The organism is Streptomyces lichenis (genome assembly GCF_023218175.1).
Taxonomy (GTDB): Bacteria; Actinomycetota; Actinomycetes; order Streptomycetales; family Streptomycetaceae; genus Streptomyces; species Streptomyces lichenis.
Window position 1 is genome coordinate 63620 of sequence record NZ_JALPTH010000012.1, and the last position, 14048, is coordinate 77667.

Sequence of the window (14048 nt, forward strand, 5' to 3'; positions counted from 1 at the left end):
CCCGGTTGTGGGCGGTCGATGCCGGTCCGTCAGCCGCGTCCGGCCGGCACCGGTTCGAGTGCCGACGAGAGGGCGGCGGCTTCGAGGGCCAGCGGGTCGGCGACGGTTTCCGGCCGCTGCCGGCCGCCCAGCCGGTGCCGCTTGCACCAGGCGACGACCGCGCCGCTCGCCCCGGTCAGCACGATGAACCCCATGGCGATGAGGAAGGCCGGCGAGGTGGGGGAAGCGGCCTGGCTGCCCGCGATCACATAGGCGGCCGTGTTGGGGATGGAGCCCAGACCGGTCGCCAGCAGGAACGGCGGGTACCCCATCCGGGAGATCGCCGCGCAGTAGTTGGCGGCGGCGAAGGGCACCCCGGGGAACAGCCGCAGCGCCAGCATCGAGCGGAAGCCGTGCCGGCTCAACTGCCCGTCCGCCGCCTTCAGCATGCGCCCGCGCACCAGCGGCCGCAGCGCGTCCTGCCCCAGCAGCCGGCCCAGGGTGAACGCGATCCCCGCGCCCAGCACCGTTCCGCCGACGGCACCGGCCAGTCCGGCCTGCGCGCCGAACAGCGCGCCCGCGGCCAGGTTCAGCAGCGGCCGGGGGACGAAGGCGGCGGTGCACAGCCCGTACGCCAGGCCGAACAGCAGCACCGCGCCGGCGCCGTCCATTCTGGCCGGCCAGCCGTCCGCGAGCAGCCGCTGCGGTTCGAAGAGCACCACCGCGACCGCGGCGCAGACGAGCAGTACGACCAGCAGGGAGAGGCGCGCCCAGGGCGACATCAGCACCCGGGAGCAGCGGAGGGCAAGACCGGCCGGGGGTGGGGGGACGGGCTCGAACATTCGGGGAGCGTAACCGACATCGCGGGGTGTTCGCCGTAATCCGTGCCTCACTTCACGTCCCACCCTCCCCATGCTCCCCGCCTCCGAGCGGCCCGAACGCCCTTCCGCCGTGGCCGGAAAACGATCGCCCGACCGGGTGAGGATCCGGTCCGCGCCCCGGGGACAATGGCGGAGTGACCGAGCCGCTGCCCGTCCTCGCCGCCACCGACCACGGGACCGCCAAGCTGATGCCCGACGTGGACCGCGACCGGGCCTGGCTGCTGACCGTGGACGGGGCGCCCCAGTCCTATGTGGACCTCGACGACCCGGCCCGTCTGGAGTTCGAGTACGCCCGTCGGCTCGCCCTCGCGACGGACTGCGCCGCCCCGGGCGACGGGCCGCTGGACGTGGTCCACCTCGGCGGCGGGGCGCTCGCCCTGCCGCGCCGTACCGCCGCCGTCCGGCCCGGCTCCCGCCAGCAGGTGGTGGAGGCGGACGCCGGGCTGATCGCGCTGGTCGCCCGGCACCTTCCGCTGCCGCCGGACTCGGGGATCACCGTGCACCACGCCGACGCCCGGGCCTGGCTGGAGGCCGCGCCCGCCGACTCGACGGACGTCCTGGTGGCCGATGTCTTCGGCGGCTCCCGGGTGCCCGCCCATCTGACCACGCTGCCCTACGCCCGGGCCGCCGAGCGGGTGCTGCGCCCCGGCGGGGTCTATGTGGCCAATCTGGCGGACGGGGCGCCGTTCGCCTTCCTCCGCTCCCAGCTCGCCACCTTCGGCGCGGTCTTCGCCGAGCTGGCGCTGATCGCCGAACCGGGCGTGCTGCGCGGCCGGCGCTTCGGCAACGCGGTGCTGGTCGCCTCGCACCGTCCGCTGGACACCGCCGCGCTGGCCCGGCGGGCCGCCGCCGACGCCTTCCCCGCCCGGGTGCAGCACGGTGCCGCACTGGCCCGGTTCACCGGGGACGCGGCGGTGGTACGGGACGAGGACGCCGTGCCCTCACCGGTGCCGCCGGACGGTGCCTTCGGCATCGGCTGACGACCGGTCCGGGAAGGCCGCCGAACGGCTAGGGCACCGCGGAGGCCGGGGGAGTGCCCTGGGCGGGCCCGGTGACCGGAGCGCCGGCCGCCTCCGCGCCGCCCTCCGTTCCGCCCACCGGCTCGGTGCGCCGGGTCAGCCGCCGCACGTCCGGCACCAGCAGCACCAGCGCCGTCACCAGCACGATCAGCGCCGCGCCTCCCCACAGCGCCTGGGAGCGGCCGAACAGCGACTCCGCCGGGCCGGCCAGCGCGGTGGAGAGCGGCAGCATGGCGGTCGAGCCGAACCAGTCGTACGCCGCGACCCGGGACAGCTTCTCCTCGGGGATCTCCTGGTGCAGGGCGGTCATCCAGGCCACCCCGAAGGTCTCCAGCGCCACCCCGCACACGAACATCGCCGCGACCAGCCCGCCGACCGGCAGCGGCACGGCCAGCGCCGCCGAGGGCAGTGCCAGCGGGAAGACGCAGAGGGTGCCGACGAGCAGCAGCCGGTGCGGCTTCCACCGCAGGGCGACCAGGGCGCCGGCGATGGTGCCCACCCCGAACGCGGCGAGCGCCAGCCCCCAGGGCCGGGCCCCGTCCAGGTGCTCCTGGGCGACCAGTGGCCCGTACACCGCCTCGGCGGCGCCGACCACCGCCACCACCACCGAGAACTGGGCCACGATCGACCAGAGCCAGGGCCGCCCGGTGAACTCCCGCCAGCCCTCGAGCAGATCGGTGAGCAGTCCGCCGCCCGGCGACCGGGCGGCGATATGGCCGACGTCCAGGAAGGCCCGCAGCGCGCCCGCCACCGCGAAGGCGGCGGCGTCCACCGCGAGCACCCAGCCGGGGCCGACCGCCGCGACCATCAACCCGCCCAGGGCCGCGCCGCCGATCCCGGAACCGCTCTTCGCCATCCGGAACACCGCGAAGGCCCGGTGCGCGTGCCGTTGGCCCACGGTGGACATCAGCATGCCCTCGGCGGCCGGGCTGAAGAACGCCTGCCCGGTGCCGCCGAGCGCGCTGAGCACCACCATCTGCCACAGCGGGGGCCGGCCGGCCAGCACCAGCACCGCGAAGGCGCCCTGGGACAGGCAGTTGAGCGCGTTGGCCGCGACCATCACCCGGTGGCGCGGGAAGCGGTCCGCGAGCGCCCCGCCGACCAGCAGGAACAGCAGCAGCGGTACGGTGCGGGCGGCCGCGACCAGTCCGACGTCCCCGCCGTCGCCACCGGCCTCCAGCACCGCGGAGGACGTCGCCACCATCACCGACCACATCCGGGCCTCGCTGGCGGTCGGCATCGCGAAGGCGCAGGGCGAGTTCATGGCGATGGTGGAGCCCGGCGAGTTGGACCAGGACCCGGCCGGGGCGACCTCCGTGCTCGCCTTCGCCGCGTTCCAAGCCGTTCAGGCGGCGCTGCCGGAGTACCGGGCCAGCGCGCTGGGACGGCTCGGGCGGATTGAGGAAGCCGAAGCGGAAGCGAGCCGGGCGTACCGGACCGAGCAGGGACGGCGCTGGTTCCGGCACAACCCGCGCGGCACGGACGCTGTCGCCGCCGCGACGAAGGCCGCCGACGATGCCAGGGAGCGCACTGCGCAGTACCTGCTGGCGGCGCGGCTGGAACAGCTGCGCGAGCAGGCCGCCGCCCGCACCGGGCAGACCGCGGCCGCGCCCTGGACGGAGCGGCTGTCCGAGCTTGCCGCGCGCCCGCTGGACGGCGACGCCACCGGGACGGTGATCGCATGAGCCAGGCCGTGCTCGATCATCATCATTCCAATCGCCGCGCCGAGCCCGAGCCGCTCGCGCCCGTCGCGCCGAACGACCGTGGTGGTACGCCGTCAGCTTCCTGGCGGTGGCACCGTTCTCGGGCGAGGACGGATCCGGTTCGACGCCATCGTGGCCGCGGCCGTCCCCGAGCTCGCCGGGCGGGTCCAAGGCGCGGGCTTCGATGTCGGCACCGGCCGCCTGGATGTGGTCTCCGACGCACCGGCCGTCGGCACGACGGTGTGCCGGAGCGACCAGATGCAGCGCCGGCGGACATCGGAAGAGGGATCCTTGCGCCATGGAAGATTTCTCCTCCCGCGTTCTGCTGGCGCTGCGCCGGTTCATCGGGGTCCCGCTGCCAGGAACAGCTTGGTACGTCTACGGCGCGCACCCCCTCGGGGACACTGTCTTCAGGGTTCGGCTGAACGGCCCCGGCCACCCGGCCGATCCCGCCGGCTCTCTCCTGGTCGACCTTCCGTTACCGGAGAGTGCCGCGGAGGAGCGCGGCTGGTGGTGGTACGTCGGAGCCCTGCGCCGTATCACCCGCCTCATCTCCGAAACCGGGATCCCGCTCGCGTACAACGATGACGGCGTGGCGGTGGTGGACGCTGCCGCCGTCCTGGAGGAGGAGAGTTTCCCGGACGAGCCGGAGGTGACGCTGGAGGACGCAGTGGACTACGTCATCGGTGACCTGTGTGGTGACGCGCTGTGGCACGAGACTCCCGCGTCCGCCGCGTCAGGCCTGTACCGCATGATGGGCTTTGACCTGCGCACCTCCGACACTCTGCGCGTCTACCTGCTCCACCAGAACCGGGTGATCGGTGTCGATCTCGCTGTACGGGACGGTGAGACCGGACAACCGCGCACCGTGGGCTGGTGGGCCTCCGCCAAACTCACGGCCCTTCTCCGCCCCGATGACCCCGCTTCCCTCGCTGTTTACAGGATCTCCGACACCGGGGACCCTATGTGCGAGGCGGTCTACGACCTCACCCGCTGGGCCTGACCCGCGTCGGTGGCCTGATAGCAGAGCGCGCAGGACCGGCCGAGCAGAGGAGTTCCTCGCTGTTCACCCTGCCGCAGTCCTCACCGGCCGCCGCGTCCTGGATGTTCAACTCGAACGGCTCGACTGAGCTGAGCTTGTTCTGCTGTCCCTGGCCTTCGTCGCCTGTGAGGGGATGGTCGGGTGCGCCCTAGGCGGCGTCGAGCTGCTGGGGGAGCGAGGTCTGGCCGTCGAAGGTGAGGAAGACGTTGGTCCACCCGCGGTGGACGTCGGCGCTCGCGAGGCTGGTGACCTCCCAGTTGGCGTCGACCACGCCGGGGCCGCAGGGCAGGGAGCCGACGCCGGAGGGCATGGCCAGCGGCAGGATCTGCATGGCGGTGAAGGACACGTCCACCGTGGTGCCGGTCGGTTCGGTGCAGGTGTAGGTGCCGCCGATGGTGAGGTAGCCGTTGAGGTGTGGCGGATCGGCCGGCGAGGCGGAGGCCCACTGCAGCTGTATCGACTTGACGCCCTGCTCGGTGGCGGGCGCGGCCGAGGCGGCGGGCGTGGCCATCGCCAAGGCGGCCGCGGCCATACAGGTCAGCGCGGCGACAGCGCGGTAAGTGGACGGTGACATGGTGACCTCCTGCGGTCGGCCGGGGGGCGGGCATCACAGGCTGTCCGTATGTGCGGTGGGGCGGCAGTCGCATGGGGCGGCGCGTGGGCGCAATGCCCGGGGCGCATGCCGAGTGGAGATGCAGACGTAAAAGGGGCGGATGGCCCGGCGGCGGGGAGGAGAGGGCGTCGGTCATCGGGATGATCCTCTGTTCGGTGCCCTCCACGGTGTACGCCCCGAGCCCCTGACCCACGCACGCCACCAGACGGTCGCGGCCGGTGAGGGCCAGCCGCGGGCGTCCGGAGCTTCTGCGGCCACCCCTACGCTTCTGCTTCGGCGATGTCGTCGGGGCACCGCGAAGACGACTCGGGCATCGCCGAGCGGCTGTGGTCGACGGCGGCGGTCAGCGGGCTTGGTAGTGACGAACTCCTTGTCGACGTCGACAACTCCTACGGACACGGCACTATGCGCGACTGGGCCGTCTTCACTCACACCGCGGCCGCCGGGCCGGAGACCGACGTCCCCGATGACGAACCGCCCGGCCACGTCCTGGTGGACGGGCGGTTCGTCATCGAGGACGGGTGGCGCACGGACGTCCTCGCGAGGCGCCCAGTGCGGAGCACCCCGCGCTGACGCGCGCCCTGGCCAGGGCTAGGGCTTGGGCAGCACGCAGCCCGACTTGCTCAGGTCCAGCTTGCTGTCCAGGCCGAAGCAGGCCGGGATCTGGTAGGTCTCCTGGGCATAGTTGATGCCCTTGCGGACGGTGACCCGGCCGTTCTGGTCGACCTCGCAGGGGTTGTTGTCGGTGCAGCGGGCGCCGTCCTCGTTGCCGGTGTTGTTGACGGCGACGACCCCTCCGGTTGCGGTGTCCAGGACCGGCGAGCCGGAGGTACCGCCGATGGTCTGGCAGGCGGAGGTGTAGCGGACCGAGTCCTTCCAGGTCCACTGGCCCTCCTTCAGCCGGTAGGCGAAGCCGTCCACGTTGCAGGCGTAGGTCCGCTTCCAGTAGCCGGAGACGACGGTGATCGCGGTACCGGCCACGGGATGGGTGGCATTGAGGGTGAGCGCGTTGATCCCGTAGGTGCTCCGGATCTGGCCGTAGGTCGTCGTGAGCTGGTAGAGCGCGACGTCCGTGTCGGTCATCGTGGCGTAGGCGATCTTGTTGGCGCGCAGGGTGCCGACCTTGGTGCCGGCGGAGTTGAGCAGGCCGAAGGTGCGGCTGGAGGGGCGGTCGACGATGACCTGGCCGGCCGCCGGGAAGCCGGTCTCCAGGCAGTGGCCGTTGGACATCACCAGCGCCGGGTCGTCGTCCTCGGAGGCGGGGAGGCGGACGACGGAGCCGGAGCAGTTGCTGAGCGAGACGGTGCCGGCGAAGGTGACGGCCCGCACGGCGGGGGCGGGAGCGGGGGCGGTCACGGTGGGTGCGGTCGCCGTGGGTGCCGCGACCGCGGGTGCCAAGCTCGTCCCGGCGGTGGCCAGGATCGCGAGCGCGGCAAGGAGAGGCTTGTTCATGGGGGGTCCCCTCATTGACGGATTGTCATGCACATTGTGCGGATGCGAGGCCCCTGCGACAAGGACACGTCAAAGAGGGGAAGGGAAACAGTAGAAGGCGGGCGCGGGACGGCTCCCGTCACACGGGCAGGTTCCTGGCGCCCGCCCTGCGCCGCCCACCAGGCTGGTCCCCGGCAACTGACCGCCGGAGGACAGGGGCGCGGGCATGGTGAGGGTGGGCAACGCGGTGGCGGGTGACGGCGGCGTCCAGGCGGTGCGCCGCTAGGTGAGGCTCTCCGGTACTGAGCCGGGCACCAACCTGCCCGCGCTGGCCAGCATCGCCGGGGATCTGCGGTTGCCGACTGCCGACGGACGTGGTCCGCCCTGCGCTTCAGCAGCTCACCGCCGAAGGGATGGTGATCCTGTACGAGGGCTACCGCCTCTACAGCGTCGGTACGAGGACGCCGACCGAGCGCGCCTACCGGCTGAGTGCTGGAGGTGGTGGAGCGCGAGGTGCTGCACCTGCGGCGCTGCGGTCGGCGGGTGGCGCCGGACCCGGATCGATCCGGCCATGGTGAGTGACCCGCACGGCCGGGAGGTGCTCGTCCGGCCCGTGGCCGCGGGTATGGAGCTGGGCCTCGCCGTGGTCAGCGGCCCGTACGAGCTACCGGTGTGCGCGGCCTGCCTCTGGCCCGAGGACCACCCGGTCGTCTTCGCTGGCGCTGGCCACCCCGCCCCGGGACCGTGCTGACCCGGGCGGTGAGCGAGGCGGCGCGGTCCCGGCTCGCGGTCATCGCCGGCGTCCGCGACGACCTGCCCACCGGCCCAGTCGTCCCGTCCCTCCCAGCCGTTACGGGCTCACCCCGCGGCCGCAGGCCCTCAGTCGTCGCCCTGGCCCCTGGACGGTACCTTCGCCGACCAGATGTCCGCCGTGACCCGCCGTATCCAGCAGGTCACCGGGCACCAGCCGGTGACCCTGGACCTCGCCTGGGACCCGACCGGGCCCGTCCACGCCGGGCCGACCTGCCCGCCCCACGCCCCTCGAAGCCGGCGCGACGCCCACCGCCGCTGAGCATCCCTCCGTCACGACCCGCCCGACTGCCTCCGACCACGAGGCCGCCGTCCGAGACGCACCGGGTATGTGGATTCCTCAGCAGCGGGAGAGGCCTCGCGGACACCCTCACCATCAGCCGTCCCGGCGGCACCCGCCAACGCATCCGCGCCGTCATGGCCATCCCGTGGAGCACGGAGGGCGCCAGTCCGCCTTCGCCGGGTGGGTGACGTACACGGTGGCGGGTCGTTCGTACGAAGCGTGGACGGTGCGACAGGGACGGTCAGGCGGCAGATCGAGGACGAGTGGCTGGGTGGCGGCGCCTGGCTCTGCGGCATCACACCGCCCCCTCATCCCCCGCCTCGCCCCGCCCGATCGCTGGCTGTCCTCACCGCGGTCTTCCGCACGGCGATGACGGCCTTGTCGGCCGGCATCGTCCTGCTGGCCCTGGTGTACCCAGCCCGCTGACGTCTGCCCAGGGAAGGCCGCCGCTTCCCGCCGCTCTCACCCGGCCCAGGACGCTCGTCGCATCGGTGTCGTGCTGGAGGAAGGGGAGGGTGATGTGCCACCAGTCGGTGAGACGGTCGGCGATCCCGTGGCGGCCTTCCAGCGCTTCGGTAAGGGTGCAGAGCCCGTAGAAGGCGCGGACCAGAGTGGGCGCGACGGCGGCGGGGCGAGCCTGTTGGGCGAGTTGCCGTGTGGTGCGTGCCTGGGCGAGAAGGCGGGTGGTGGCGGTGGTCCACAGGGCGAAAGGATCGGGCAGGGAGGCGTCGATGGCGTCGCGCTCCGCCCAGAGGCGTGCGCCGGCGCGGACGACGGTGTCCTTCATGAGGGCGTGCGCGATCTCGAAGCTAAGGGCCACCAGCCGGTCGAGCGGTGGTACGGAGCAGTCCGTGTAACGGGTGGTCAGGTGGGGCCAGGTGGCGAACGCGTCCTCGACCACGGCGAGGGCGAGCCTCTCCTTGCTGGCGTAGTGGAAGTACACGGCGCCGCTGGTGCGGCCGGACCTGCGGCTTATGTCGTTGATGCTGGTCCCGGCGTATCCCCGTTCGGCGAAGAGGTGGGCGGCCGTCTCCAGTAGCGACCGGCGGGTCGCTTTGGCGCGCTGTTGCAATGTGCTGCTCGTTTTCACTCGGCCTTCTTGGTGATGACCGAGAAAATAATGCGCCCGCGCACGCCGGTGCTAATTCGTCCTCTCGCACGGCCTCTTGCTTCTTTGTTCGAGTGCCCATGCTTGCGGGTGCTTATTGCCCATTTACTGCACGCCAGTCGGCCACCTGGGTGAACACACCGCTCTCTGCTCGCCGCTCGTCGATTGCCCTGAGCATATGCGACAACAGGGTTCGATTGAGCGGGACTTGGCGGGAATCCATAGAGATCACCCAGAAGTATCGTGTGCGGCTATCTCTTTCCGCTTCCCCTGTCGATAGCTCGAATCAGTGATTGCACCAGTGAAGGGCTCAAAATAACGTAATGCCAATGATGTTTCGCGTTCGTCTCGGTATAGCCGCGATGTCTGTGCCTTGTAGGGCGACGCCGAATCCCGTCGCGCCGCCCGTCGGCCGGGAGACCCCCGATTCATCCGAAACGATCACGTCACGAGCGCGAACTGCTTCTCTCCTGGAGGACTCATGACCACCCAGGCTCATCCGCTTCTCGGCTGGTCGCCCGAAGCCGTCGTCCTCGACTGCGACGGCACCCTGATGGACAGCGAACGACACTGGCAGGACGCCCGCAACCGCGCCTTCCGCGAGTTCGGGCTGACGTCCCCGCCCGGGTTCGCCGACCGCGCGAAGGGCGTGCACTACGCCGACTGCGGGCGGCTGATGGCCGAGGAGACGCACAAGCCGGACCTCGCCGACGACCTCGCCCGGTCCCTGCTGGAGCACTTCCTCCGCCTCGTCGCCGACAACCCCGCGACCATGCCCGGGGCGGTCGAGTTCGTCCGGCTCCTCGCGGGACGGCTGCCACTGGCGGTGGCCAGCAACTGCCCACTGGAGGTCGTGGAAGAGAGCCTCGGCCGCGCCGGCCTGCTGCGCCACTTCGCCCACGTGGTCGTCCCCACGCAGGCCCCCGGCTCCTCCCCCTCGCAGGCCGTACCGGACGGCTCGGACGCCGCCGTCCCGGGGGCCGTGCGCCCCAAGCCCTGGCCGGACGTTTATGCGATGGCCGCCCGGCTCTGCAGCACCGAGCCGGAGCGGGCGCTGGCGGTGGAGGACTCGCTGACCGGGATCGAGGCGGCCCGCCGGGCGGGGCTCCGGGTGCTCGGGGTGGGACCGCGACCGAGCGAGGAGGACGCCTCTCGCGCCGACCTGTGGGTGGCCGCACTGCACTCACCGGTGCTGCTGGCCTGGGCACGGAAGCTGGGGCCGCGGCAGGCGGACGCCCCGAAGAAGTAGGCCCCAGGCCCGACTCCGAGCACGAGCGCCCTTCTACGGCGGCGGTGAACCGGACGGAGTGTGCCGGACATCGTGACCGGCCGCGGGGTTGCAGGAGGCGTACAGGTACGGGGTGAGGTCCTCGACGGACCCGGCGGCCGAGGCGAAGAGGAGGGCGACTCCGACGGCTCCCGGGTCGGGAACGCCGGCCGCGCGTTCGCCGACGTAGCTGGAGCGGCCCATACGGGCACGGAGCCGGGCGGTGTCGCGCACACCCTGCCAGGCAGCCTCGGCGGCGGCGTCCAAAGCGGCGGCGGGCCGGGTCCGGGCAGGAAGCGCTTCCAGCGCCGCGGCGGCGGGGGCGAGGGCGTCGACCAGGGTCTTGTCGCCGGGCGCGGCGCCGCCGACACGGCAGATGGCGGCCAAGCCCTTTGCGACCCCTCGGCTCAGGGCGGGGGTGGTGGGGCCCAGTTCGGTGACGGACGCGGCGAGTGACTGCAGCAGCAGGCCGAAGAGGGGGCCGCTGGTGCCACCGACCTCGTCGAGGAAGGCGGTGGCCGCCGCCTCCAAGGCCGCGGCATCCCCAGGAGCGCCGCGGGCGTCGAGGGAGGCGAGGGTGTCGAGGCGCACCAGGGCGGCGGCGGTGCCCGCGACCAGGTTGGTGCCGAAGTCGCCGTCACCGACCTGCTGGTCGAGGGCGGTGAGCTGGGCCTGCGTGCTACGGACGGTGTCGGCGAAGCGGCGTATCCAGGCGCCGGTGGAGAGTGCCTTGTCAGCGGTGGTCAAGGGCTGCTCCCGTGGTCGTGCCCGGACGGGCCGAGCGTGTGGTCGGGTTGCCGGATCGCACCGGCTCACCAGCGCAGGGCGGCAGTGTGCACGGGCGCGTCGTAGAAGGCGAGATCGGCCGGCTCGGCGAGGAGGACGGTGAGGGAGAAACCGCGCATGTCGAGGGCCGTGGCGTAGTCGCCGACCAGGCTGCGGGCCAGGGTGATCCCCCGGGCGTCGAGGACCCGGGCCAACTCGCCGTGGGCGGCGTACAGCTCCAGCAAAGTCACCGCGCCGAGTCCGTTCACCAGGGTGATGGCGGCGGCGCCCGGCTTCGGGGCGAGGGCCCCGAGGAGCTCGCCGGTCATCCGCTCGATCAGGGAGGCGAGCGGATGGTGGCGAGTGGTCGCCTTGGCCCGCTCGCCGTGGATGCCGACGCCGTACTCCAGTTCGCCGGCGGCGAGGTGGAAGGCGGGCTCGCCCAGGGTGGGGGCGGTGTGGGCGGCGGAGGCGACGGCGAGGGTGCGGCAGCGGGCGGCCAGGTTGGTGCCGAGCTCTTGGAGTTCGGCGAGCCCGAGGCCAGTGTCGGCGGCGCCGCCGAGGATCTTCTCGATGAGGACGGTGCCGCCGGTTCCCCGACGGCCAGCGGCTATCTCCTCGGAGTCGGAGGCGAGGTCGTCGTCGACGAGGACGCGTGCGCAAGGTACTGCCCGGTGGGCCAGGCGCTCGGCGGCGATGCCGAAGTTGATGCGGTCGCCGGTGTAGTTCTTGACGATGTGCAGGACGCCTTCGGCACGAGCGACGGCAAGCGAGCCCTCATAGACCTGGCGGTTGTGCGGTGAGGCGAAGAGGCGGCCGGGGCAGGCGGCGTCGAGCATGCCCCGGCCGACGTACCCGGCGTGCATCGGCTCGTGCCCGGCACCGCCGCCGGAGAGCAGGGCGACCCGTCGGTGCGGGGATGCGGTGCGGGCCGTCAGGAACCCGTGGTCGGGATCGAGGGTGAGCAGGTCCGCATGGGCCCGCGCGAAGCCCGCGAGCGCATCGGACACGAGGGTGTCGGTGCTGTTGACGAAGTACGGAGCCATGAGAATCCTCCGTCGCCTTCCGCCCGAGTCCCTTCATGCTGGGCTCCAGTTCCACCCGAGGCAAGCCGCACGGTGCATCGCTCGTCTTTTCGAGTGCTGGTTTCCGAGACGGGTTTGGGCGAGCGCAGGATGTGGAAGTGGGTCGGGATGAGTCGTAGCGGTCCCGCTCGGCCGGAAGACGATCTCCAGGGGGCGGGTTGGCCGGCCACCTGCTGGTGGAGGAGGGTGCTTGAGGCCAGAGCCGGTCGGTCACCCGGCCGGCCGAGGCGGCGTACCGAACCGGCTCAGCCTCCGACCTGGTGAGGCGCCCCCGACGGGCCGGGGTGGCAGGGCGGCGACCCGTGCCGGGGCGGTATCCGTCACTTGGCCGGCAGCCACTGCTGGAGATCGTCGAGGTGGCCGAGCTCCGCCTCGACGCGCTGCCGGTCGACGTCCGCCAGATCCAGTCCGCGCAGTTCGGTGAGCCAGAGAGCGGTCGGTTCGCCCAGGACCGTGGCCGCGTCGATGAGCCGGCACAGGGCAAGAGCCCGATCGACCACCGGAGCGTCCGGGCCGTGCCTGCGGACCGCGGACTTCAGCGCCCGGAAGGCCTGTCGGTCGTCGTTCTTGAACTCGCGCAGGATGCGGGCGTTGTCCAGCGCCCTGGCCAGGCCCGTCAGCTTCTTCGACCCGCCGTACTCCAGCTCGGCGGGCTCGTCACGCTGGATGAAGATGATCGAGTTCCCCGACGGGTCGATCAGCGTGAAACGCGACGCGCCGGGCCGGTAGCGGGTGATCCGCGGCAGACCGGAGCCGAGCACCTTCCCGTAAGCCCGGCGCATCGCCGCGACGAACGCCGAGTGATAGGGCGCCACCGCGTCGACCATGACCAGACAGCCACCGGACGTCTCCCGGGCCGGATCCAGGTCCTGGGGAGCCGGCCCGAAGTGCAGTTCGAACCGGCTCCACCGCAACGCCACGTACACGTATGGCTTGGTCTGTCTGTACGTGGCCTCGAAACCCAACATCTCGTAGAACTCCAGGTGCTCCTCCACCGACGCGCACGGCATCAACGGCACGGTCACCTCGTTCGGTCGGACCGTCGATGGGCCCACACCGCTCACCCCCTGGATCGTCCGGCGATGATGGCACCTTCCAGCGAAACCTGCACATGGCCACGGCCGTTGGTCGGCCTCTCCTGGACCACCACCTGGCGGGGTCGCGGACGACCAGGGAGGGCAGGCAGGGCTCGGGACGGTCGCTGAGCAGAGCGACCGCGCCGGCCGCGGCGGCCCGGTCGGCGTAGTCGGCCCCGTGCCGCAGCCTGCCGGGCAGGCCGGCGAACAGGTCACCGGGCTCGACGTCGGCGCTGTCCAGCGTGATTCCGTTCAGCCGGGCCCGGCCGCTGCCGGACCGGGTGACCAGCCGGACCTCCGGGGCGAGCCCGTGCACGATGCCCAAGAGGTCGTCCAGGCGCAGGGCCACCGTTCTTGGGCGGGCCTCCCGTCGGGGGGTACAGGTCATCGCCCACCTCCGGGTATCTCACGCGCGACCCGAGCGGCCGGCCAAGGGCCCTACGGCACGAACGGTGTCATGGAGCGGGTGCGCTCCCACATACCGGGGAACTGCTCGCCGGGGCGCTGCTGCTCGCCGTGCAGGTGATGACGGTGATACCGGTGTGCCCGCGGTCGGTCAGGCCCGCGACGGCGGCCTGGGCGGCGTCCCGGCTGTCGACCACCACGCTGTCGAGTCCGGCGCCGCCGAGCGCGCGGTCCAGGAGGACCACCGGGATGCCCGAGGCGACGGCCTTGTCCAGGTGGGCGTGGTCGGACCCGGCGGGGGTCACCACCAGGCCGTCCAGTTCGCGCAGCGGCCACACCAGGGATGCCTCCAGGCCGTGACGTGACTCCGTCGGTGCGTCCGATCCGTCGGGAGACGGGTGGGCGGGTCGCGGTGGATCCACCGAGGACCGGCCCGGGGAGGTGACCAGGACGCCAGGTCCCGCTGGGACAGAGGACCTGCCGCAACCGGCACTGCCTTCGCCGGCTCCGGCAGCACCGTGCCGATCCTCACTTCTACGAGATGATCCGCGGGAATCAGGGTCGGTGTCCGTGTGAGGAAC

Annotated in this window: 15 protein-coding genes and 1 pseudogene; 6 read left to right on the top strand and 10 right to left on the bottom strand. The window is 72.3% G+C overall.

The features are described from left to right. Positions 1-29: 29 nt before the first annotated feature. On the bottom strand, positions 30-821 hold the full coding sequence (locus M1O15_RS14120; protein ID WP_248634155.1) for a TVP38/TMEM64 family protein: 792 nt from the start codon (positions 819-821) through the stop codon (positions 30-32). Between the two features lie 227 nt (positions 822-1048). Here M1O15_RS14120 and M1O15_RS14125 point away from each other — a divergent pair, with 227 nt between their 5' ends. After that, positions 1049-1840: a spermidine synthase gene (locus M1O15_RS14125; RefSeq protein WP_282576756.1), complete on the top strand. Its 792-nt coding sequence runs from the start codon at positions 1049-1051 to the stop codon at positions 1838-1840. A 28-nt stretch (positions 1841-1868) separates the two neighbouring features. On the opposite strand, the gene M1O15_RS14130 is transcribed toward M1O15_RS14125, so the two are convergent. Further along, the gene (locus M1O15_RS14130; protein WP_372499468.1) at positions 1869-3119 is read right to left on the bottom strand and encodes an MFS transporter; all 1251 of its coding nucleotides are present in this window, start codon (positions 3117-3119) and stop codon (positions 1869-1871) included. Between the two features lie 22 nt (positions 3120-3141). Here M1O15_RS14130 and M1O15_RS14135 point away from each other — a divergent pair, with 22 nt between their 5' ends. Both M1O15_RS14135 and M1O15_RS14140 read left to right on the top strand, forming a co-directional pair. After that, complete coding sequence (locus tag M1O15_RS14135) at positions 3142-3564, top strand: hypothetical protein (protein WP_248634158.1); 423 nt, start codon at positions 3142-3144, stop codon at positions 3562-3564. A gap of 316 nt (positions 3565-3880) precedes the next feature. After that, the gene (locus M1O15_RS14140; protein WP_248634159.1) at positions 3881-4585 is read left to right on the top strand and encodes a hypothetical protein; all 705 of its coding nucleotides are present in this window, start codon (positions 3881-3883) and stop codon (positions 4583-4585) included. Between the two features lie 187 nt (positions 4586-4772). Here M1O15_RS14140 and M1O15_RS14145 read toward each other — a convergent pair whose 3' ends face one another. Further along, a complete protein-coding gene (locus M1O15_RS14145; RefSeq protein WP_248634160.1) occupies positions 4773-5198 on the bottom strand; it encodes a hypothetical protein in 426 nt (141 codons plus the stop codon). Positions 5199-5516: 318 nt separating this feature from the next. Between M1O15_RS14145 and M1O15_RS14150 the strand changes: the two genes are divergently transcribed. Next, positions 5517-5810 carry a hypothetical protein gene (locus tag M1O15_RS14150; RefSeq protein ID WP_248634282.1) on the top strand — a complete coding sequence of 98 codons (294 nt, stop codon included), beginning with the start codon at positions 5517-5519 and terminating at the stop codon, positions 5808-5810. An 18-nt stretch (positions 5811-5828) separates the two neighbouring features. Here the strand turns inward: M1O15_RS14150 and M1O15_RS14155 are convergent, their stop codons facing one another. Next, the gene (locus M1O15_RS14155) at positions 5829-6689 is read right to left on the bottom strand and encodes a trypsin-like serine peptidase (RefSeq protein WP_248634161.1); all 861 of its coding nucleotides are present in this window, start codon (positions 6687-6689) and stop codon (positions 5829-5831) included. 901 nt (positions 6690-7590) lie between these two features. Here M1O15_RS14155 and M1O15_RS14160 point away from each other — a divergent pair. Continuing rightward, positions 7591-7740, top strand: coding sequence for a hypothetical protein (locus M1O15_RS14160; protein WP_248634162.1), 150 nt, complete (start codon positions 7591-7593; stop codon positions 7738-7740). Between the two features lie 367 nt (positions 7741-8107). On the opposite strand, the gene M1O15_RS14165 is transcribed toward M1O15_RS14160, so the two are convergent. Continuing rightward, a complete protein-coding gene (locus M1O15_RS14165) occupies positions 8108-8833 on the bottom strand; it encodes a ScbR family autoregulator-binding transcription factor (protein ID WP_248634268.1) in 726 nt (241 codons plus the stop codon). A 517-nt stretch (positions 8834-9350) separates the two neighbouring features. Here M1O15_RS14165 and M1O15_RS14170 point away from each other — a divergent pair. Then, on the top strand, positions 9351-10118 hold the full coding sequence (locus M1O15_RS14170; RefSeq protein WP_248634163.1) for an HAD family hydrolase: 768 nt from the start codon (positions 9351-9353) through the stop codon (positions 10116-10118). Between the two features lie 33 nt (positions 10119-10151). Here M1O15_RS14170 and M1O15_RS14175 read toward each other — a convergent pair whose 3' ends face one another. The 5 genes and pseudogenes from M1O15_RS14175 to M1O15_RS14195 form a co-directional block, all read right to left on the bottom strand. Next, positions 10152-10883 carry a DAK2 domain-containing protein gene (locus M1O15_RS14175; RefSeq protein WP_248634164.1) on the bottom strand — a complete coding sequence of 244 codons (732 nt, stop codon included), beginning with the start codon at positions 10881-10883 and terminating at the stop codon, positions 10152-10154. Between the two features lie 65 nt (positions 10884-10948). Then, a complete protein-coding gene (locus tag M1O15_RS14180) occupies positions 10949-11947 on the bottom strand; it encodes a dihydroxyacetone kinase subunit DhaK (protein ID WP_248634165.1) in 999 nt (332 codons plus the stop codon). Between the two features lie 359 nt (positions 11948-12306). Beyond that, positions 12307-13050, bottom strand: coding sequence for a DUF8817 family protein (locus M1O15_RS14185; protein ID WP_248634166.1), 744 nt, complete (start codon positions 13048-13050; stop codon positions 12307-12309). A gap of 136 nt (positions 13051-13186) precedes the next feature. Further along, a pseudogene (locus tag M1O15_RS14190) lies at positions 13187-13450 on the bottom strand (Mur ligase domain-containing protein); the annotation flags it as partial. A gap of 67 nt (positions 13451-13517) precedes the next feature. Then, positions 13518-13805, bottom strand: coding sequence for a type 1 periplasmic-binding domain-containing protein (locus M1O15_RS14195; RefSeq protein WP_248634167.1), 288 nt, complete (start codon positions 13803-13805; stop codon positions 13518-13520). Positions 13806-14048 lie beyond the last annotated feature (243 nt).

Excerpts from the sequence above, each read along its gene's own strand:
- M1O15_RS14155 (WP_248634161.1), bottom strand. The coding sequence starts at position 6,689 with ATGAACAAGCCTCTCCTTGCCGCGCTCGCGATCCTGGCCACCGCCGGG.
- M1O15_RS14140 (WP_248634159.1), top strand. The coding sequence starts at position 3,881 with ATGGAAGATTTCTCCTCCCGCGTTCTGCTGGCGCTGCGCCGGTTCATC.
- M1O15_RS14180 (WP_248634165.1), bottom strand. The coding sequence starts at position 11,947 with ATGGCTCCGTACTTCGTCAACAGCACCGACACCCTCGTGTCCGATGCG.
- M1O15_RS14145 (WP_248634160.1), bottom strand. The coding sequence starts at position 5,198 with ATGTCACCGTCCACTTACCGCGCTGTCGCCGCGCTGACCTGTATGGCC.
- M1O15_RS14120 (WP_248634155.1), bottom strand. The coding sequence starts at position 821 with ATGTTCGAGCCCGTCCCCCCACCCCCGGCCGGTCTTGCCCTCCGCTGC.
- M1O15_RS14135 (WP_248634158.1), top strand. The coding sequence starts at position 3,142 with ATGGCGATGGTGGAGCCCGGCGAGTTGGACCAGGACCCGGCCGGGGCG.
- M1O15_RS14170 (WP_248634163.1), top strand. The coding sequence starts at position 9,351 with ATGACCACCCAGGCTCATCCGCTTCTCGGCTGGTCGCCCGAAGCCGTC.
- M1O15_RS14125 (WP_282576756.1), top strand. The coding sequence starts at position 1,049 with ATGCCCGACGTGGACCGCGACCGGGCCTGGCTGCTGACCGTGGACGGG.
- M1O15_RS14150 (WP_248634282.1), top strand. The coding sequence starts at position 5,517 with ATGTCGTCGGGGCACCGCGAAGACGACTCGGGCATCGCCGAGCGGCTG.
- M1O15_RS14130 (WP_372499468.1), bottom strand. The coding sequence starts at position 3,119 with ATGCCGACCGCCAGCGAGGCCCGGATGTGGTCGGTGATGGTGGCGACG.
- M1O15_RS14160 (WP_248634162.1), top strand. The coding sequence starts at position 7,591 with ATGTCCGCCGTGACCCGCCGTATCCAGCAGGTCACCGGGCACCAGCCG.